The sequence below is a fragment of the Streptomyces sp. NPDC102360 genome (genome assembly GCF_044766085.1).
Lineage (GTDB): Bacteria > Actinomycetota > Actinomycetes > Streptomycetales > Streptomycetaceae > Streptomyces.
This window is the reverse complement of the sequence record NZ_JBIWLG010000020.1, coordinates 72,800-92,424: the sequence shown is the minus strand read 5'-3', so window position 1 is coordinate 92,424 and position 19,625 is coordinate 72,800. Positions and strand designations below refer to the sequence as shown.

17 protein-coding genes are annotated in these 19,625 nt (G+C 71.5%); 6 read left to right on the top strand and 11 right to left on the bottom strand.

Features of this window, described 5'->3' with window-relative positions; genetic code table 11:
* Positions 1-155: 155 nt before the first annotated feature.
* Complete coding sequence (gene iscB, locus ACIRHA_RS41315; RefSeq protein ID WP_403856703.1) at positions 156-1,793, bottom strand: RNA-guided endonuclease IscB; 1,638 nt, start codon at positions 1,791-1,793, stop codon at positions 156-158.
* 366 nt (positions 1,794-2,159) lie between these two features.
* On the opposite strand from iscB, the gene ACIRHA_RS41310 reads away from it, so the two are divergent.
* Both ACIRHA_RS41310 and ACIRHA_RS41305 read left to right on the top strand, forming a co-directional pair.
* Positions 2,160-3,386 (top strand): sensor histidine kinase, encoded by a 1,227-nt coding sequence (locus ACIRHA_RS41310; RefSeq protein ID WP_403856701.1) that lies wholly within the window; start codon positions 2,160-2,162, stop codon positions 3,384-3,386.
* Positions 3,374-4,024 carry a response regulator gene (locus ACIRHA_RS41305; protein WP_403856699.1) on the top strand — a complete coding sequence of 217 codons (651 nt, stop codon included), beginning with the start codon at positions 3,374-3,376 and terminating at the stop codon, positions 4,022-4,024. Before ACIRHA_RS41310 ends, ACIRHA_RS41305 begins: the two co-directional genes overlap by 13 nt.
* 22 nt (positions 4,025-4,046) lie before the next feature.
* Here the strand turns inward: ACIRHA_RS41305 and ACIRHA_RS41300 are convergent, their stop codons facing one another.
* Positions 4,047-4,577: a DinB family protein gene (locus tag ACIRHA_RS41300; RefSeq protein ID WP_403856697.1), complete on the bottom strand. Its 531-nt coding sequence runs from the start codon at positions 4,575-4,577 to the stop codon at positions 4,047-4,049.
* 140 nt (positions 4,578-4,717) lie between these two features.
* On the opposite strand from ACIRHA_RS41300, the gene ACIRHA_RS41295 reads away from it, so the two are divergent.
* Complete coding sequence (locus tag ACIRHA_RS41295; protein WP_403856695.1) at positions 4,718-6,091, top strand: PAS domain-containing protein; 1,374 nt, start codon at positions 4,718-4,720, stop codon at positions 6,089-6,091.
* Positions 6,092-6,101: 10 nt separating this feature from the next.
* On the opposite strand, the gene ACIRHA_RS41290 is transcribed toward ACIRHA_RS41295, so the two are convergent.
* Complete coding sequence (locus tag ACIRHA_RS41290; RefSeq protein WP_403856693.1) at positions 6,102-6,866, bottom strand: SIS domain-containing protein; 765 nt, start codon at positions 6,864-6,866, stop codon at positions 6,102-6,104.
* A 254-nt stretch (positions 6,867-7,120) separates the two neighbouring features.
* Between ACIRHA_RS41290 and ACIRHA_RS41285 the strand changes: the two genes are divergently transcribed.
* Both ACIRHA_RS41285 and ACIRHA_RS41280 read left to right on the top strand, forming a co-directional pair.
* Positions 7,121-7,813 (top strand): metal-dependent transcriptional regulator, encoded by a 693-nt coding sequence (locus tag ACIRHA_RS41285; RefSeq protein WP_327662146.1) that lies wholly within the window; start codon positions 7,121-7,123, stop codon positions 7,811-7,813.
* A gap of 523 nt (positions 7,814-8,336) precedes the next feature.
* A complete protein-coding gene (locus ACIRHA_RS41280) occupies positions 8,337-9,200 on the top strand; it encodes an alpha/beta fold hydrolase (protein WP_403856691.1) in 864 nt (287 codons plus the stop codon).
* Between the two features lie 370 nt (positions 9,201-9,570).
* On the opposite strand, the gene pdxH is transcribed toward ACIRHA_RS41280, so the two are convergent.
* Entirely contained in the window at positions 9,571-10,212 is a 642-nt protein-coding gene (pdxH, locus tag ACIRHA_RS41275; RefSeq protein ID WP_403856731.1) for a pyridoxamine 5'-phosphate oxidase, read from the bottom strand.
* 255 nt (positions 10,213-10,467) lie between these two features.
* Here pdxH and ACIRHA_RS41270 point away from each other — a divergent pair, with 255 nt between their 5' ends.
* Positions 10,468-11,580: a citrate synthase 2 gene (locus ACIRHA_RS41270; RefSeq protein WP_403856689.1), complete on the top strand. Its 1,113-nt coding sequence runs from the start codon at positions 10,468-10,470 to the stop codon at positions 11,578-11,580.
* A 118-nt stretch (positions 11,581-11,698) separates the two neighbouring features.
* Here ACIRHA_RS41270 and ACIRHA_RS41265 read toward each other — a convergent pair whose 3' ends face one another.
* Genes ACIRHA_RS41265 through ACIRHA_RS41235 form a run of 7 tightly spaced genes read right to left on the bottom strand, consistent with a single transcriptional unit; the run spans position 11,699 to position 19,441 of the window.
* Positions 11,699-12,277: a TetR/AcrR family transcriptional regulator gene (locus tag ACIRHA_RS41265; protein ID WP_403856687.1), complete on the bottom strand. Its 579-nt coding sequence runs from the start codon at positions 12,275-12,277 to the stop codon at positions 11,699-11,701.
* On the bottom strand, positions 12,265-13,047 hold the full coding sequence (locus ACIRHA_RS41260; RefSeq protein WP_403856685.1) for an enoyl-CoA hydratase family protein: 783 nt from the start codon (positions 13,045-13,047) through the stop codon (positions 12,265-12,267). Before ACIRHA_RS41260 ends, ACIRHA_RS41265 begins: the two co-directional genes overlap by 13 nt.
* Positions 13,047-14,612 (bottom strand): 4-coumarate--CoA ligase family protein, encoded by a 1,566-nt coding sequence (locus tag ACIRHA_RS41255; protein ID WP_403856683.1) that lies wholly within the window; start codon positions 14,610-14,612, stop codon positions 13,047-13,049. Before ACIRHA_RS41255 ends, ACIRHA_RS41260 begins: the two co-directional genes overlap by 1 nt.
* Positions 14,613-14,644: 32 nt before the next feature.
* Positions 14,645-15,820, bottom strand: coding sequence for an acyl-CoA dehydrogenase family protein (locus ACIRHA_RS41250; protein ID WP_403856681.1), 1,176 nt, complete (start codon positions 15,818-15,820; stop codon positions 14,645-14,647).
* On the bottom strand, positions 15,817-17,670 hold the full coding sequence (locus tag ACIRHA_RS41245) for an acetyl/propionyl/methylcrotonyl-CoA carboxylase subunit alpha (protein WP_403856679.1): 1,854 nt from the start codon (positions 17,668-17,670) through the stop codon (positions 15,817-15,819). Before ACIRHA_RS41245 ends, ACIRHA_RS41250 begins: the two co-directional genes overlap by 4 nt.
* Before the next feature lie 5 nt (positions 17,671-17,675).
* Positions 17,676-19,274 (bottom strand): acyl-CoA carboxylase subunit beta, encoded by a 1,599-nt coding sequence (locus ACIRHA_RS41240; RefSeq protein WP_403856677.1) that lies wholly within the window; start codon positions 19,272-19,274, stop codon positions 17,676-17,678.
* Entirely contained in the window at positions 19,271-19,441 is a 171-nt protein-coding gene (locus ACIRHA_RS41235) for a hypothetical protein (protein WP_403856675.1), read from the bottom strand. The genes ACIRHA_RS41240 and ACIRHA_RS41235 overlap by 4 nt, the downstream gene beginning before the upstream one ends.
* Between the last annotated feature and the right edge of the window lie 184 nt (positions 19,442-19,625).

Sequence of the window (19,625 nt, the reverse complement as noted above, 5' to 3'; positions counted from 1 at the left end):
CTGCGCGCACATATCGCGCGCTGGTCCGGCGCCGAATTCGAAATGCGACGTCGGGCCGCTAGCCCGCAGTCACCTCAACTGTCCGGCGTACATACATGCTCCGAACCACCTCCTTCCGGTCGTGCTACGCAGCCTATGAACCCGCACGCCAGGTCTCAACCGATTTTCCGGGCAATTGACACACCGGCTTCCTGACGACTGCTGTACGCATAGCCGTCCGCCCTTTGCAGCATGCGCAGGTGGAGGTACGAGACGTTGATGCGGCCGCCGGGCGTGGTGAGACTGTGCTGGCCACGGGCCCGGACCGAGATCCGGCCCGTCCAGGTGCCGGCCCATTTCCCCTTTGGGATCACCGCTCGTACCAGGTCACCGGTGACGTACCCGAAGTGCTGCTTCTTGCGCTCCCTGCGGAGCCGGGGGAAACCGAAGCGGTCCGGTGTCGTACGCGCGTAGGAGCCTCGGCCGGTCGCTTCGAGCACGAGTACCCGGTCCGGAACACGGACGATGGTTTCGCCCCTGACCTGATCGAGAGGTTCGACGGCGAGGGCGTCGAGGGTGTGGGTCTTGTCCAAACCGACCGCTCGGCGGTTGTCGCTGGTCGACCTGCTCGGCCAGGACCGGACAGTCAGCGCGAGGCCGTCCAGTACGCGCAACAGGCTGGGCTGCACGGAATTCATGGCTGCGGCGTGGCGCAGCGAAGGCTTGAGCTGGGCGACGATCTCGGTCAAGCGGTCGGGTTTTCCCGCCAGGAATCTCGCCACTGGGCCGCTGCCTTTCGCCTGATTGCAGCCGACACAGGCCAGAACCAGATTGGCCGACCGGTCGGAGCCGCCACGGCTTCGGGGTTGTACGTGCTCGATGTTGAGAGGGATGTTCGCCGCGCCGCAGTATGCGCACGTGCGGGACCACCTTGCGCGTAGATGGCTGCGGATGTCCGTACCGGTGCGTACACCCTGTTGGTACTCACAGGCGTACAGCTGACTGCCCAGGTTCATGGCGTGGGTGTCGAACACAGTTGTTTCGACGTGGACTTCGATGACGGGGGCGTAGCGGCAGAAGCGGGCCGTGACGGAGGCGGTGGTGTCCACGCGATGCCGCAGTGAGGGAGGCAACCAGTTCGCTGGGCGGGTGCGGTTCTCTGCTCTGGGGGCCCGGTAGCGGAGATTGGCCGAGCGGCGTCTGCGGCGGTAGCCAGCGCGCTGTTGCATGGAATGGCGGATGCGATCGCCGCGGTGCTTCAGCTCGGCGGCCATCAACCCCCTACGTACGACGATGGGTTCGCTCGGACCTCGCGCCTCCGGCTTTTCGTCGGTGAGCGCGAATCCTGTGCCTTTGGACCCCGGGTCGATGCGTAACTGCACACCGTCCACTACGGATTCGGAGACCGTCCGATCTTTCAGCCGGATGACAAAGGGAACCTGCCGTGCCACCACGGCTCGCCCCTTGCGCAGGAGTTCGCGTGCGCGGGCAGGGTGGCAGGGCATGAGCGGCTGCCCGTCCTTGGCGAGGACGAAGACCCTGCCCGCTCCGTAGCCGCCTTCGTAGTTCTGGGGTGTGGGAGCGTCACCGCTCCCGGTCTCTGCCTGATCGGCGTGCCGCCGACGGGCCTGGGTGCCGTGCCCGTCGGTCTCCCCTCGCCCATGTTCCCGACCAGTGTCCCGCCGTGGAACCGCGGGATGTCCGTGAGCCGTTTCGTCCCTGCTCCCAGGGTTGTCTGCTCCCACGGATTCCAGAGCCCGGCGCTGAGGAAGCACGCCGGGGTGAGTCTGCTCGCCTACCGGAAACGTAGCCATCGAAGGGGCATCTCCTTCGTGATGATGACTGGGGCTGGCCGCCCATCGGCTGTTCGGCCGGGGAACAGGCGGCCTCCCTTCAATGTGTACGAGAGACGTTATGCGCGAAGGACAGGCGGCACGCGAAAGCAGCGACCACCCCCACGATCGCGCGAATGCGATCGGTTCGGGCACGTAGCTGGCGTTGAGTCTGGTACAGGCTGCTCCGTGGCGGCCGTGAGCCTCTTCCTGCATGAGCCCAACAGCTGTTGCTGCAAAAGGCGTTGGATTCCCGGCCCCTCTCGACCGAGCCTTCCCCTCCCCGGTGGTGGAAGGTGCAGTTGGCTGTAGTGCTCGTGGGGAGGCGCGTGGAAGACACTGGGCCGCATGCAGAAGCCACAGAGACACGTGGGACATGGCAGCCGGTACCTGTTGGTCGGCCTGTTCACGGCGATGGTGTCCATGCTCATACTGCCGCTGTTGGTCGTGGGCGCGGTCGCCTCCGGACTGACCGCGTTACCTGTACTGATGAAGGCCTTGCGGCACTGGTCGGAGTGGCATCGGCGCAGGGCTGCCGCGCTACTCGGCGTCGACATGCGCCCCCGCCTTGCCGAGCTGCCCCGCGGGCTGGGCGCGCAGTGGCGCCAACTGCTCGACGACACCGAGAACCGCCGCGACCTGCGCTGGGTCCTGAGGCACGTCGCCACCGGCATACCCGCCGGCCTTGCCGCCCTCGCCTGCGTCGGGACCGCTGTGTTCAGTGTGGTCGCAGCCCTGCTGTGGCAGGTTTTTCCGGCGGATGAGCCGCTGCGCCTGCTCGGCGCGGTGCCGGTAGAGGGCTGGGGCGCCGCACTCGCTCTCGGTGTCGTACAAGGCGCCGGCGCCGGCGCTCTGACCTGGTGGGCCGCGCCTCGCCTGGCCCGGATGCATGCGCGCAGCACAGTGGCCGCGCTGGAGCCGTCGGAGGAGGCGCGGCTCGCCAGGCGCGTAGGTGAACTGGCCGACAGCCGCGCCGGAGTCCTCGACGCCCATGGCGCCGAACTGCGCCGTATCGAACGCGATCTGCACGACGGTACTCAGGCACGCCTCGTCGCCATCGCGATGCGTCTCGGCCTGGCCCGGGAGGAACTGCCCGACGACTCTGGGGCTCTCGCCAAGCTTCTCCAGGACGCCCATGAGGGTGCCGAGGAAGCGATGACGGAGCTGCGCGAGGTGATCCGCACCATGTACCCCCCGGTCCTCGCCGACCGGGGTTTGGAAGGCGCGGTGTCCGCGGTCGCGGCCGGCACGGGCATCCCCGCCGAGGTGAAGCTCGGCGAACTGGGCAGTCTGCCCAAGGCCGTTGAGGCCGCCGCCTACTTCATCGTGGCCGAGACGCTCACCAACGCGGCGAAGCACAGCGGCGCGACCCGGGTCACCGTACGGCTGACCCGGCAGGATGCGGCCCTCCTGGTCGAGGTCACCGACAACGGCCTCGGCGGTGTGGACGAGACACTCGGCTCCGGCGTCATCGGGATCCGGCGCCGTGCGGCCGCACTCGACGGAACCGTGCTCGTCAGCAGCCCGTCCGGCGGGCCCACCGCAGTCACGGTGGAGTTGCCGTGCGCGTCGTGATCGCCGAGGACAACGTGCTCCTGTCGGCGGGACTGGAACTCATCCTCGGCACCAAAGGGATCGAGGTCGCGGCGGTGGTGACAGACGCACCAGATCTACTGGCCGCGGTCGCGGACCACGCTCCCGACGCAGTGATCGCGGACATCAGGCTGCCGCCCTCGTTCCGCGACGAGGGCATCAGGGCAGCACTCCAACTCCGCAAAGAGAGCCCCGGACTGCCCGTACTGGTGCTGTCCCAGTACGTCGAGAAGGTGTACGCCCGTGAGCTCCTGACCGATGGATCCGGAAGCGTCGGGTATCTCCTCAAGGACCGGGTGAGCCGGGTCGGCGAGTTCGTGGACGCGCTGCGCCGCGTGGCGTCCGGCGGTACGGCGATGGACCCCGAGGTCGTCGCACAGCTGCTGGCGGGCCCACGCGGGAACGCCGTCGACGCGCTGACTCCCCGCGAGCGCGAGGTGCTCATCCTGATGGCGCAGGGGCTCGGCAACGCGGAGCTGAGCAAGCGGCTGTTCGTCACGGAGAACGCCGTGCAGAAGCACATCGGCAACATCTTCGCGAAGCTGGGACTGCCGGTCGCCGACGGCGGGAACCGCCGGGTCCTGGCAGTCCTGCGCTACCTGGACAGCGTTGCCGACTGACCACGCCGACACGACCGCGTCGTCACGCCCCCGACACCCCGTCCATCGCCTCGCGGAGGAGGTCCGCGTGGCCGTTGTGGCGGGCGTATTCCTCGATCAGGTGGGTCAGGATCCAGCGGAGGGAGACCTTGGGGTCGCCGGTGAAGGCGGCTTCCTTGGCGGAGAGGGTGCCGATCGCGTCGAGGGGGGCCGTCGCGGTGAGTTCGCGGGAGCGGGTGATTTCCGTGCGCCATTGGGCGAGGGCGTCCGGGAGGGTGCGGTCCTCGGTGAGGGTGAAGGCGTCCGGGCCCGCTGTTTCGTGGACCGGCGGGGTGGCGTGGGCGCCCGCGAACACCCGCTGGAACCAGTTGCGTTCGACCTCTGCCAGGTGTTGGACCAGGCCGAGGAGGGTGAGGGAGGACGACGGGATGGCACGCGTGCGTGCCTGTGTGTCCGTCAGGCCGGCGCACTTGATGGCCAGTGTTTCGCGGTGGAAGTCCAGCCAGCCCTCGAGGGTGGTGCGTTCGTCGGAGGTCGGGGGCGGGACGGGGCGGCCGTCGGGCAATGTCGTCATGCGTTGCATGCTGGTTGTATGTGCTCTTCCGTTTCTCCGAACTTGAGTGAAGTCCGTGTGGGATGCGTCACGTTCGAGTTGAATGATCTGGAGCGGTACGAGGAATTCGTCGCGCCGACACAGCCTGCAGGGGGTTCCAGGTGAGTGCTTCCCGGCGTAGTGGGACCACTGATGAGCTCGGGCCCGAGGAGCCGGAGCCGGACGGGGCCGATCTGTTGGCCGCGTTGTTGGACGGTATGGACGCCGCGTTGTGCGCCTTCGATGCCGATGGGGTCGTGACCCATTGGAATCGGGAGGCCGAGCGGGTGCTCGGCTGGTCGGCCGAGGAGGCCGTGGGGCGGCACGGGTTCGCGGGGTGGGCCGTGCGGTCGGCCGACGCGGAGGAGGTGCAGGGGCGGCTGCTGGCCTCGATGCACGCTCCGGGGCGGCAGGTGAACGAGTTCGCGCTGCTCACCAAGGAGGGTGGGCGGGTACTCGTGCGGACGCAGTCCGCGGCCGTGCGGGGGGCCGATGGGAAGCCCGCCGGGGTGTACTGCGCCTTCAGTGAGGTGCATGCGCAGATCGATCTGGAGCGGTCCATCGCGCTGAGTGAGGCGCTGTTCGAGGACGCCGCGTGGGGTGTCGTCCTTGTCGACGCGGATCTGCGGCCCGCCGTGGTGAACGGGCATGCGGCGCGGGCCATGGGAACCGGGCGCACCGCCGCGCTGGGGCGGCCGCTCGGGGATCTGATCGGGCAGGGCATCGAGGAGCTGGAGAGCGCCCTCGCCCATGTGCTCGCCGAGGGCCCGCCGCCGTCTCCGACGGAGGTGTGGGTGACGCTGCGGCGGCCCGGTGAGGGCGGAGGGCGCACGGAGCGCCGGTGCTGGCGCAGCGGTTTCGTGCGGCTGGCGTCGCCGCTCACGGAGGAGCCGGTGCCGCTGGGGGTCGGTTGGCTGTTCCAGGACGTGACCGAGACCAAGCAGAACGAGCAGGAGGCGGCGCAGCTCCGCTTCCGGTCGCAGCAGATGCACCGCGCGGCGCGGGCCGCCGCCGAGTGCGAGAACCCGGCCGAGGCGGCGACCGTGCATCTGGACTTCGCGCTCGCCGGGTTCGCGGATCACGCGGTGATCGACCTGGTGGCGAGCGAGGAGCCGCTGCGTCTCGTGCGGGCCGCGGCCACGCCTTCCGGAGCGCCGGGGCCGAGCCTGCTGGTGTCGCGGGGCGCGCTGCCGGTGCGGTACGCGGCGGGGCACCCGGCGCTCCAGTGCGTGGAGCGGGCGGGGTCGGTGCGGGCCGCCGCGGAGGGGGGCGCGGTGCGCGCGGACTGGGCCCTGGACCGGCAGTGGCCGGAGGACACGGTGTACGCGCTGTGCGCGGTGCTGCGCAGCCGGGGCCGGACGGTCGGCGTGGTGACGTTCCTACGGGGCGCCAGCAGGGTCGGCTTCGAGCGCGGGGACGCCGTGTACGCGGAGAGCGTGGCGGTACGCATCGCCGGCGCGGTGGACCTGACGTGGGCGCTGGCGGCGGACCGGTAGCGCCCGGCTTTCACCGCCGGTAGTAGATCCGGTCGCCGTACTCCTCGAAGACCTTCGCGTTCCACTCCAGGCCACCGTCGACGTTCCCGGAGCGCAGTAGTGGGGGCTGGATGCCGCGGTCGGCGAGGGTCGCGGCGCACGTCGCGAGGGTCGCCTGCATGAGGGCGCTGGCGGTGACCGTGGAGGCGGGCGCGAAGGGGGTGTCGACGCCTTCGTGGGTGAGCTCCGCGTCGCCGATCGCGATCTTGGAGTCGAGGACGACGTCGCAGTGGTCCCGCAGGTAACTGCCGGAGGCGTGGCGGGAGGTGGGGGCGTCGGGCCCGGTCGCGTAGGACAGGGAGGTGACGCCGATGACCTTGATGCCTGCCGCGCGGGCGCTGAGGGCCATCTCCACGGGGAGCGCGTTGCGCCCGGACAGGGAGATGATGATCAGCGCGTCGCCCGCCCGCGCGGGGCTGGCCTCCAGGACGGCCGCCGCGAGCCCGTCGACCCGCTCGAGGGCGGAGCCGAGCGTCGCGGGCATGACGTCGATGCCGACGGTGCCGGGCACCGACAGCAGGTTCATCAGGGCGAGGCCGCCCGCCCGGTACACGACGTCCTGGGCGGCGAGCCCGGAGTGGCCCGCGCCGAAGGCGAAGAGGCGGCCGCCGTCGGCGACGGTGTCGGCGAGGAGGGTGCCGGCGGCCGCGATGTTGTCGGCCTCCTCGTCCCGGATCCTCGTGAGGAGCCCGATGGAGGCGTCGAGGTACTGCGCGGCCGGCCTGCTCTCGCTCATCGGCGTGCCCCTTTGTCCTGGTGAGAAGGGTCGGATCTCGGTGGTACGTGGCGCGTTCGCGGATCACGGTGCGGTCTGGACCAGTGCCCTGTCAATACGGTTCCCGGCCCCTCCTGGCCCGACGTTTCCCTGGCGCGTCACGGTTGTCAGCGGTATGCGTCAGAATTGAGGTCTGGGTTCCAGGGCCAGCGCACACGCTGCGCGGTCAGCCAGCGGAGCTGTCGCGAAGCTAGAGAGCTACACGAGGGGCACGTATGTCCGGACTGATCGACACCACGGAGATGTACCTCCGCACCATCCTCGAGCTGGAGGAGGAAGGTGTGGTCCCCATGCGCGCCCGGATCGCCGAGCGGCTCGACCAGAGCGGGCCGACGGTCAGCCAGACCGTGGCCCGCATGGAGCGGGACGGCCTGGTCGCCGTCGCGGCCGACCGGCACCTGGAGCTGACCGACGAGGGCCGGCGGCTCGCGACGCGCGTGATGCGCAAGCACCGGCTCGCGGAGTGTCTGCTCGTCGACGTGATCGGCCTGGAGTGGGAGCAGGTGCACGCGGAGGCCTGTCGCTGGGAGCACGTGATGAGCGAGGCGGTGGAGCGCCGCGTACTGGAGCTGCTCCGCCACCCGACGGAGTCGCCGTACGGGAACCCGATCCCGGGCCTGGAGGAGCTGGGCGAGAAGGACGGGGCGAACCCGTTCCTGGACGAGGGCATGGTCTCGCTGTCCGACCTCGACCCGGGGGCCGACGGCAAGACGGTCGTGGTGCGCCGCATCGGCGAGCCGATCCAGACGGACGCGCAGCTCATGTACACCCTGCGCCGGGCGGGCGTGCAGCCCGGTTCGGTGGTCAGCGTGACGCAGTCGCCGGGCGGGGTGCTCGTCGGCAGCAGCGGTGAGGCGGCGGAGCTGGAGGCGGAGATCGCCTCGCACGTCTTCGTGGCGAAGCGCTGAGCCGAGCGGCCGTCTGTGGGCCGGGCGTCAACTTCCGTGTCGTGCGGTTAAGTTGACTTGTATCCGCACATGCTGCACTTCCGCGCAGAAATCAAGATTCACTGTGCGGAACGGCAGCGATCGGACGCCCGGCGTGCAAGGCTGTCGCGTGAGGCATATGACCAGAGGGGGCCGCATGGACCGGCCGATCGGGGCGCGACGGGCCTGGGGGGCGCGGGGTGCACGGGAGGCGGCGCGGAGCGCCGCACCACACACAGAGGGCCCCGGCGCCTTGCGGCGCCGGGGCCTGTCCTCCCCTGTTCCGACCCGGAGCCCCGAGCTCCCAGGGTCGATCCCCTCGGACCGATTTCCCCGAGCGGTCCGCCTCCCGCTGAAGAGATCCCCTCGACAGCGCCGGTCATTCCTTGAGCTCTGTCACTCAAATGAGGGGTGTTGTCGGAGAGCACCGCGCTTTCGAAAACAGGTTCGATAGCGTGCGCGGGTACGCGACTGCAGGCGCGACCACGAGGGGGTGCCAGGGCCTATGGCACGACGCATCGACGTGACCGGAGCAGGCGGGATCCACTTGGCTGCCTGGGAGTTCGCCGACCCGCCCAAGACGGGCGAGGTCGGCCACAATCCCGGAGTTCTGCTGCTGCACGGGCTCATGGGGCGGGCGTCCCACTGGGCCGGGACGACGCGCTGGCTGGCCGAGCGGCACCGCGCGGTCGCCCTCGACCAGCGCGGGCACGGGCAGAGCGACAAGCCGCCGGAGGGACCGTTCGACCGGGAGGCGTACGTCCTGGACGCGGAGGCGGCGCTCGTCCAGCTCGGCCTCGAGCCGGCCGTTCTCATCGGGCACTCCATGGGAGCGCTCACGGCGTGGCAGCTCGCCGCCCGCCGGCCCGATCTCGTCCGCGGCCTGGTCATCTGCGATATGCGGGCCTCCGCGCTCGGGGCGGCCTCCCAGCGGGAGTGGGAGGACTGGTTCAAGGCGTGGCCGCTGCCGTTCGCGACGCTCGCGGATGTACGGAAGTGGTTCGGCGAGGACGACCCCTGGGTCGAGCGGCCCAATCCGGCGCGCGGGGAGTTCTACGCCGAGGTGATGACGGAGACGGTGGACGGCTGGCGGCCGGTGTTCTCGCGGCGCCAGATGCTTCAGGCGCGCTCCACGTGGGTCCACGACGCGCACTGGGAGGAGCTGGCGGCGGTCCAGTGCCCAACGCTCGTACTGCGTGGGCTTGACGGGGAGTTGGGGAGGGCGGAGGCGCAGGAGATGGTGCGGGTCCTTCCCAGGGGGGTGTACGCGGAGGTGGCTGATGCGGGGCATCTGGTGCATTACGACCAGCCCGAGGCGTGGCGCTCCGCGGTCGAACCGTTCCTGGACGGGGTCCTGGCGGAACTGTGACCCATTCAAGCCCCTGCGGCGGGTGACCACATCAAGCCCCTGCGGCGATTGAGCAGCGGGGTGCGGGGCGGGGCCCCGGGGGGGCGGCCGCGGCGCCGGGGGTGCGGGGGGGGGGGGGGGGGGGGGGGGGGCGGGGGGCCGGCGGGGCGGGGGGGGGGGGGGGGCGGGGGGGCCGCGGCCCCCCCCCGCGCGGGGGGGGGGGCCCCCCCCCCCCCCCCGGGGGGGGCGGCGCCCGGGGGGGGGGGGGGGCCCCCCCCCCCCGGGCGTCGGCAGCGGCGCCGGTGTTGCGGTCGCGGGGCTCCGCCCCGGACCCCGCTCCTCAATCGCCGGAGGGGCTGAGGGGGTCACCCGTCGCAGAGGCTTGATTGGGTCACGGGCTCAGGCGTTGCACCTGCCACACGCCCGACACCGGGCCCCGGACGTAGCGGAGCCTGTCGTGGAGGCGGTTTTCGCGGCCCTGCCAGAATTCGACCGCCTCCGGGGTGACCCGGAAACCACCCCAGTGCGGCGGGACGGGGACCGCGGAACCCGCCGGATGGCGCTCCGCCAGCTCCGCGTAGCGCGCGTCGAGTTCCTCCCGGGAGGCGACCACGGACGACTGCGCGCTGGCCCACGCGCCCAGCTGGGAACCGTGCGGGCGCGTGTGGAAGTACGCCTCCGTCTCGGCCCGCGACGTCCGCTCCGCCGTCCCGGTCACCAGCACCTGGCGCCCCATCGGATGCCAGGGGAACAGCAGCGCGACGTGCCGGTTCACGGAGAGGTCCCGCGCCTTGCGGGAGCCGTAGTTGGTGTAGAAGACGAAGCCCGCGTCGTCGTACGACTTGAGCAGCACCGTGCGGGAGCTGGGCCGGCCCTCGGCGTCGGCGGTCGAGACGACCATGGCGTTGGGCTCGGGCAGCGGCGAGCCCGGCGCCGCCGCCTGTTTGAACCAGCGCGTGAACTGTTCCATCGGGTGCGGGGCCAGGTCACCCTCCAGCAGGCCACCGTCCTGGGCGCGGTACTGCTCGCGCATGTCGGCGAGGTCGAGTTCGGGATCGTCGTGGGCGCTCACGGCGTCATCCTGCCGGACAGACGGGCACAGACGCACCCAGGGCGAAACATGGCACTGAGTGCCGCGAGCCCTCGCCAACTGTGGCACTGAGGGTTATCGTCCTGGGACCGAAACGGTTCAGCCCCCTGCCGTACGGGGCATCACGGGTGTACCCCCGTCCAGACCACGGGTGTTCCAGCACCCGGACACCGCCCACGCATCCAGAGGAGCCGCCCGATGTCCGATCCGACCCCCGGCTTTGTTCCAGGCCTCGAAGGTGTCGTCGCGTTCGAGACCGAGATCGCCGAACCGGACAAGGAAGGCGGCGCCCTGCGTTATCGCGGCGTCGACATCGAGGATCTGGTCGGCCACGTGTCGTTCGGGAACGTCTGGGGGCTGCTGGTCGACGGCGCCTTCAACCCGGGCCTGCCGCCGGCCGAGCCGTTCCCGATCCCCGTCCACTCCGGTGACATCCGCGTCGACGTGCAGTCCGCGCTCGCCATGCTGGCCCCCGTGTGGGGCCTGAAGCCGCTGCTCGACATCGATGAGCGCACGGCCCGCGACGACCTCGCGCGCGCCGCCGTCATGGCCCTGTCGTACGTCGCGCAGTCCGCGCGCGGGCAGGGGCTGCCGATGGTGCCGCAGCGGGAGATCGACAAGGCGGACACCGTCGTCGAGCGCTTCATGAAGCGCTGGCGCGGGGAGCCGGACCCGAAGCATGTCGCGGCCGTCGACGCGTACTGGACGTCGGCTGCCGAGCACGGCATGAACGCCTCTACGTTCACGGCCCGCGTCATCGCGTCCACCGGGGCGGATGTGGCGGGTGCGCTGTCCGGGGCCGTCGGTGCGATGTCCGGGCCACTGCACGGCGGTGCGCCGTCCCGGGTCCTCGGCATGATCGAGGAGATCGAGCGGACCGGGGACGCGGACGCGTATGTGCGCCGGGCGCTCGACAAGGGTGAGCGGCTCATGGGCTTCGGGCACCGCGTGTACCGGGCCGAGGATCCGCGCGCGCGAGTGCTGCGGCGTACGGCGCGGGAGTTGGGTGCGCCGCGGTTCGAGGTGGCGGAGGCGTTGGAGAAGGCGGCGCTGGCGGAGCTGCACGCGCGGCGGCCCGATCGGGTGCTGGCCACGAACGTGGAGTTCTGGGCGGCGATCGTGCTCGACTTCGCGGAGGTGCCGGCGCACATGTTCACGTCGATGTTCACGTGCGCCCGTACGGCGGGGTGGTCGGCCCACATCCTCGAGCAGAAGCGCACGGGGCGGCTGGTCCGGCCCTCGGCGAAGTACGTGGGCCCCGCCTCACGTCCTCCGCAGGACATCGGCGGCTACGGCGACATCGCCCACTAGCCCCGCCCCGCCCCTTCCCGAAAGTCCTGCCGGACGGGCCTGCTCAATCGCCGCAGGGGATCCAAAGGGAGCCCCTGCGGCGTTTGAGGCGCGGGGTCCGGGGCGGAGCCCCGGGGTCTCAGCCCAGCACCCGGTCGACCAGGACCCCCCACTCCGCCACCACCCGCTCGCGCCGCGCCCTGTCGTCCGTGAGGAGGTTCGCGAGGCCGAGGCCGCGGGCCATGTCGAGGAGGCCCTGGACGACCTCCCGGCCCCCCGGGACGGACTCGTCCGCCCCGAGCAGTTCCACCGCGATCCGGTGGGTCTCCCGGCCGACCCGCGCCTCCAACTCGGTCACCCGCCCCCCGAGTTGCGGCTCGTTCGACGCGGCCACCCACAAGTGCAGCGCCGCCCGGAACAACGGCCCGGTGTAGAGGTCGACGAGCGCCGCCACCGCCTCCGCCCGCCCCTGCGGACGCAGCCCGCGCAGAGCGGTGGAGCGTTCCTCCGCGACGTACTCGACGGCCGCGGTGAACAGGTCCTCCCGGGTCGGGAAGTGGTGCTGGGCGGCGCCGCGCGAAACGCCCGCGTGCTCGGCGACGACGGAGACCGTGGAGCCGGCCCAGCCGTGCGCGGCGAGGCAGGCGACCGCGGACTCCAGGAGCCGTTGCCGCGTCACCCGCGAGCGGTCCTGCTTCGGCAGCGTCACAACACCCATGCGGCGTCCCGTCGTTCGAGAAAGGCGGTCATGCCCTCGCGGGCCTGCGCGGAGCCGAACAGCCGCGCGGACAGCGCCGTCAGAGACTCCGCGTCCCGGTCGAAGGCCTCCAGGACCTTAACCGTGAGCAGCTTCTTCGTCTCGGCCAGGGCCTCGGGGGACGCCTTCCGCAACCCGGCCAGCACCGGTTCCAGTGCCGCGTCCACCTCGTCGCCCGCCACCGTGACGAGCCCGATCCGCACCGCCTCCGCCGCGTCGAAGCGCTCGCCCGTCAGGTAGTAGCGGGCCACCGCGCGCGGATCGAGGCGCGGCAGCAACGGCATGGAGATCACGGCGGGCGCGACCCCGATGCGTACCTCGGTGAAGGCGAAGGTCGACGCCGAGGAGGCCGCCGCCATGTCGCAGGCGCCCAACAGGCCCAGGCCACCCGCCCGTACGTGCCCGTCGACCCGTGCAAGGACCGGCTTGGCGAGGTCCACGATCTGCCGCAGCAGGCCCACCAGCGCGTCCGGGTCCGGAGGATCGCGCAGATCGGCGCCCGCGCAGAAGGTGCCGCCGGTGTGGGTGAGGACGACGGCGCGTACGTCGCGGTCCTTGTCCGCGGCCCGCAGCCGGTCCCCCAGCTCGCCGACGAGGGCCGACGAGAGGGCGTTGCGGTTGGCGGGCGAGTCGAGGGCGAGGGTCGTGACGCCCCGCTCGTGGGCGTGCGCCACCAGGCCCCCGGCCACGCTGCCCCCGTCCCCCGCGTGCTCCGCGTTCCCAACTGCCATCAGCACTCCCTCAGTTCGCGTCGCAGTATCTTCCCGGAGGCCGCGCGCGGCACCCCGTCGACGAACGCGACGCGGCGGATCTTCTTGTACGGGGCGACGCGTTCGGCGACGTACGCCTGCACGTCGTCCGCGCCGAGCGCGGGATCCGCGCGCACGACGAACGCCTTCGGCACCTCGTGGCCGTCCTCGTCGAGGACGCCGATGACCGCCGCGTCGGCGATGCCCTCGTGGGTGAGGAGCACCGCTTCCAGGTCGGCGGGGGCGACCTGGAAGCCCTTGTACTTGATGAGTTCCTTGACCCGGTCGACGACGAACAGCCAGCCGTCCGCGTCGACGCGCCCCACGTCCCCGGTGCGCAGCCAGCCATCGCAGTCGATCATGTCGGCGGTGGCGTCGGGGCGGCCGAGGTAGCCCTTCATGACCTGCGGCCCGCGGATCAGGATCTCGCCGGGTTCGCCCGGCGCCGCGTCCTTCGCCGGGTCGTCGAGGGACACGATCCGCATCTCGGTGGAGGCGATGAGTCTGCCCACGGCGCCCGCCGGCGGGTTCTTCGCGTCGTACGGGACGACGTGCGTGCCGGGCGAGAGCTCCGTCATGCCGTAGGCCTGGCCGACGGGCGGCAGGCCGAGGCGGCGCCCGCAGGCGCGGGCGAGGTCGCCGTCGAGGGGCGCGGCGGCGCTGATGACGTGCCGCAGCGACGACAGGTCGTAGCCCTCCACGGCCGGGTGCTTGGCGAGGGCGAGGATGATCGGCGGGGCGACGTACAGGTGGGTGATGCGGTGCTTCTCGATCGCGCCGAGGAACGTGTCGAGGTCGAAGCGCGGCAGGACGACGACGGTGGAGCCCTGCCGCAGCGGGCCGTTCATGAGCGCCGTGAGGCCGTAGATGTGGAAGAACGGCAGGACGGCGAGGATGCGGTCGCCGGGGCCTGTCGGGAGGACGGGCTGGAGCTGGTCGAGGTTCGTGGCGATGTTGCGGTGGGTGAGCATGACGCCCTTGGGCGTGCCGGTGGTGCCGGACGAGTACGGCAGGGCCGCCACATCCTCGGCCGGGTCGATGACGACGTGCGGCTCGGGTGCCTCGGTGCCGAGCATGTCCATCAGCGAGCGGTGGCCCGAGTCCCTGGCCGGGTCGCAGACGAATATCTCCCGTACGCCGCCCGCCAGTTCGGCCGCCGCGCGGGCCGCCTCGACGAACGGCGTGAGGGTGACGATCCAGCCGGCGCCCGCGTCACGCAGCTGCCGCGCGAACTCCTCGGGCGTCGACAGCGGGTGCACGGTGGTCACGGAGGCGCCCGCGCGCGTGGCGCCGTAGAACGCCACCGGGTAGACGATCGTGTTGGGGCTGTGCAGCGCCACCACGTCGCCCTTGCGCACGCCCGCCGCGGCGAGCCCGGCCGCCACCTTCCGGTGGAAATGATCGAGCGCGGCGTACGAGAGGGTGGTGCCGGCCACGCCGTCCACGAGGGCGAGGGCGTCGCCGCGGGCGGCCGCGCCCCCGAGCACGGCGTCGTGGATGGGCTCGTCGACGACCGCGACGTCCGCGTACTCACTCACGTACACCATGGCGAACTCCTCGTTGAGAAAAGGAAGTTGGGTCAGTACGACTTGGGCAGACCCAAGCTCTGGTGGGACACGTAGTTGAGGATCATCTCCCGGCTGACCGGGGCGATGCGCGCCACCCGTGAGCCGACGATGAGCGAGGCGAGGCCGAACTCGCGGGTCAGGCCGTTGCCGCCGAGCGTGTGCACGGCCTGGTCGACGGCGCGCACGCAGGCCTCCGCGGCGGCGTACTTGGCCATGTTGGCGGCCTCGCCGGCGCCGATGTCGTCGCCCGCGTCGTAGAGCCGGGCCGCCTTCTGCATCATCAGGCGGGCCAGCTCCAGCTCGATGTGGATCTGCGCGAGCGGGTGGGCGACGGCCTGGTGGGAGCCGATGGGGGCCTGCCACACGGTGCGCTCCTTGGCGTACTCGACGGCCCGCTTCAGCGCGTACCGGCCCATGCCGATGGCGAAGGCGGCGGTCATGACGCGCTCCGGGTTGAGCCCGGCGAAGAGCTGGAGCAGTCCTGCGTCCTCGTCACCCACGAGAGCGTCGGCGGGTAGCCGCACCTCGTCAAGGGTCAGTTCGAACTGCTTCTCCGGAGCCTGGAGTTCCATGTCGATCTGCTTGCGGCCGAAGCCCTCCGTGTCCCGGGGGACGATGAAGAGGCAGGGCTTGAGCTTGCCGGTGCGGGCGTCGGAGGTGCGGCCGACGATCAGCGTCGCGTCCGCGATGTCGACCCCCGATATGAACACCTTGCGCCCGTTCAGCACCCACGAGCCGTCGTCGTCGCGGCGGGCCGTGGTCGTGATCCGGTGGGAGTTCGACCCGGCGTCCGGCTCGGTGATGCCGAAGGCCATGGTGCGGCTGCCGTCGGCGAGGCCGGGGAGCCAGGCGCGCTTCTGCTCCTCGGTGCCGAAGCGGGAGATCACGGTCCCGCAGATCGCGGGCGAGACGACCATCATCAGCAACGGGGATCCGGCGGCCCCCAACTCCTCAAGGACGATGGAGAGTTCGGCGATTCCGCCGCCCCCTCCCCCGTACTCCTCGGGCAGGTTGACGCCGAGGTAGCCGAGCTTCGCCGCCTCCGCCCACAGCTCTTCGGGGTGGCCCCCGGCGGCGGTGATCCGGGTCATGTAGTCGCGGCCGAACCGCTTGCCGAGTGCGGCGACGGCGGCGCGCAGGGCCTGGTGCTCTTCGGTTTCGAGGACGGGAGCGGCGGGAGCGTTCACGACTGTTCCTCCTGGACTACGGCGAGCAGCGCGCCCACCTCGACCTGGCGGCCGACGGCGGCGTGCAGGGCGGTGAGCGTTCCGGAGGCGGGGGCGAGGATGCGGTGCTCCATCTTCATCGCCTCCAGCCAGATCAGGGGCTGCCCGGCGGTGACGACGGCGCCTTCGGTCAGCCCTTCGGCGACGCGGACGACGGTGCCGGGCATGGGCGCGAGCAGGGAGCCGGGGACGCGCTGCTCGCTGGGGTCGGTGAAGCGGGGCAGGGCGGTGAGGGCGGCGCCGTTGACGTAGACGCGGTCTCCGTGGGCGGCGACGGCGTACTTCCGGCGTACGCCGCCCACCTCGAGGACGACGCGGTCCGGCGCGGTGTGCACGACCCGCACGCCGTCGGCTTCGACTCCGTCGCGGGTGTGCCGGTAGCGGACCTCGTGCTCGGTGCCGTCCGGTTCGGTGCGGTAGCGCTTGAGCTGGGGCCCCGAGGGCACGTTGCGGAAGCCGCCGAACCGGTGCTGACGGGTGGTGGCCAGGGCGGCGGCGAGCGGCGCGTACGGGTCGTCGGCGGGCGCGGTCAGCTCGGCGAGGTGCCGCTCGTAGAACCCGGTGTCCATGCGGGCGTCGGTGAACTCGGGGTGGCGCAGGGAGCGTACGAGCAGGTCCCGGTTGGTGACCGGGCCGTGCACCTCGGCGCGTTCCAGGGCCCCGGCGAGGGCGCGGACGGCGGCGGTGCGGGTGGGCGCGTGGGCGACGACCTTGGCGAGCATGGCGTCGTAGTGGACGCCGATGGTGTCGCCGTCGGTGTACCCGGTGTCGAGCCGGACGCTCGGCGGCACCGCCAGCCGGTGCAGGGTGCCGGTCTGCGGGGCGAAGGAGGCGGCGGGGTCCTCGGCGTAGAGGCGGGCCTCGACGGCGTGGCCGCGCGGCGCCGGGGGTTCGGGGTCGAGGGGTTCGCCCTCCGCGAGTCGTATCTGATACGCGACGAGGTCGATGCCGAACACGGCCTCGGTGACGGGGTGTTCCACCTGGAGGCGGGTGTTCATCTCCAGGAAGTGGGCGCGCCCGTCGGCGACGAGGAACTCGACGGTGCCGGCGCCGATGTATCCGGTGGCCCGGCAGGCCCGCTCCGCCATCTCGTATATGACATCTGATACGCCGCGTATCAGATCCGGCGCGGGCGCCTCCTCGATGACCTTCTGGTGACGTCGCTGGAGCGAGCAGTCGCGCGTGCCGAGCACCCATACGGTGCCGTGCGTGTCGGCGAGGACCTGCACCTCGACGTGGCGTCCGCCCTCCAGGTAGGGCTCGACGAAGACTTCACCGTCGCCGAAGGCGGACAGGGCTTCGGCTCCGGCTGCGACGATCTCCCCCGCCAGTTCGCCCAGCTCTCGTACGACTCGCATGCCGCGCCCGCCGCCACCGGCGGACGCCTTCACGAGCACGGGCAGATCGTCGGCGGTGATGTCGGAGCCGAGCGGGGCGACGCCCATCAGCTCCTTCGCGCGCGTCTTCGACGCCATCGCCTCGATCGCCTCGGGCGGCGGCCCGATCCAGGTGAGCCCCGCGTCGACGACGGCGCGGGCGAAGTCGGCGTTCTCGGAGAGGAAGCCGTAGCCGGGGTGCACGGCGTCGGCGCCCGCGTCGAGCGCGGCCTTCACGACGAGGTCGGCGCGGAGGTAGGTCTCGGCGGGGGTGGCGCCGGGAAGCCGTACGGCGAGGTCGGCCTCGCGCACGTGCAGGGCGTCGGCGTCCGGGTCCGAGTGCAGGGCGACGGTACGGATGCCCAGGTCACGGCAGGTACGGAAGACGCGGCAGGCGATCTCGCCACGGTTGGCCACAAGGAGAGAGGTGATCATCGGGGTCACATCCTGAAGACGCCGAAGCCGCCGCGGGCGCCCTCGTACGGTGCGGTGTGGATCGCGGACAGGCAGATGCCGAGGACGGTGCGGGTGTCGCGGGGGTCGATGACCCCGTCGTCGTAGAGCCGCCCGGACAGGAACATCGGCAGCGACTCGGCCTCGATCTGCTGCTCGACCATGGCGCGCAGCCCGGCGTCGGCCTCCTCGTCGTACGGCTGCCCCTTGGCGGCGGCCGACTGCCGGGCGACGATCGACAGCACGCCCGCGAGCTGCTGCGGCCCCATGACGGCGGACTTCGCACTCGGCCAGGCGAACAGGAAACGGGGGTCGTAGGCACGCCCGCACATGCCGTAGTGCCCGGCGCCGTAGGAGGCGCCCATGAGGACGGAGAGGTGCGGGACACGGGAGTTGGAGACCGCGTTGATCATCATCGCGCCGTGCTTGATGATGCCGCCCTGCTCGTACTCCTTGCCGACCATGTAGCCGGTCGTGTTGTGCAGGAAGAGCAGCGGGATGTCGCGCTGGTTGGCCAACTGGATGAACTGGGCGGCCTTTTGGGACTCCTCGCTGAAGAGGACGCCCTGGGCGTTGGCGAGGATGCCGACGGGATAGCCGTGGAGCTCGGCCCAACCGGTGACGAGGGACGCCCCGTACAGCGGCTTGAACTCATCGAAATCGGAGCCGTCGACGAGCCGGGCGATGACCTCGCGGGGGTCGAAGGGCTCCTTCAGATCTTCGGGGACGATGCCGAGGAGCTCTTCCGGGTCGTACTTGGGGGGTTCGGCGAGGGGTGGATTCGCGTACGCCTTGCGGTGGTTGAGGCGGGCGACGACGCGGCGGGCCTGGCGGATCGCGTCCTGCTCGTCGTGGGCGAAGTAGTCGGCGAGGCCGGAGGTGCGGGCGTGCATCTCGGCGCCGCCAAGCGACTCGTCGTCGCTCTCCTCACCGGTCGCCATCTTGACCAGCGGCGGCCCGCCGAGGAAGACCTTCGCCTTCTCCTTCACCATGATCACGTGGTCGGACATGCCGGGGATGTACGCGCCTCCGGCGGTGGAGTTGCCGAAGACGACGGCCACGGTGGGAATCCCGGCGGCCGAGAGCCGCGTGATGTCGCGGAAGATTCCGCCGCCGGGGATGAAGATCTCCTTCTGGGAGGGGAGATCGGCGCCGCCGGACTCGACGAGCGAGATCGCCGGGAGCCGGTTGACGTGGGCGATCTCGTTCGCCCGCAGCGCCTTCTTCAGGGACCACGGGTTGCTGGCGCCGCCGCGCACGGTCGGGTCGTTTGCGGTGATCAGGCACTCGACGCCCTCGACGACGCCGATGCCCGTGACGAGCGAGCCGCCGACGGCGTAGTCACTGCCCCACGCGGCGAGTGGGGAGAGTTCGAGGAACGGGCTGTCGGGGTCGAGCAGCAGCTCGATGCGTTCGCGGGCGAGCAACTTCCCGCGCTTACGGTGCCGTTCGACGTACTTCTCGCCGCCGCCCGCGACGGCCTTCGCGTGCTCGGTGTCGAGGGCGGTGAGCTTGGCGAGGTGGGCGGTTCGCCGGTCGGCGTAGTCGTCGGAACGGGGGTCCAGGGCGCTGGACAAGGCGGTCACAGGAGGGTCTCCGGTATGTCGAGGTGGCGGGAGCGGAGCCATTCGGCGAGGCCCTTTGCTTGTGGGTCGAACCGGTGCCGGGCGGCTACGCCGTCGCCGAGGAGTCCCTTGACGGTGAAGTTCAGTGCGCGGAGGTTGGGGAGGGGGTGGCGGGTTACGGTCGCCACATCAAGCCCCGCCGGCGATTGAGGCGCGGGGTCCGGGGCAGAGCCCCGAAACCCCGGTGCCGCAGACGGGGGCACGGACGCGGGGGGGGCGCCCCCCCCCCCCCCCCCCCGCGGCCGCCCCCCCCCGGGGGGGGACAACACCGACCGCCGCACCTCCGCCCACACCCCCACCCCGCCCTCACCC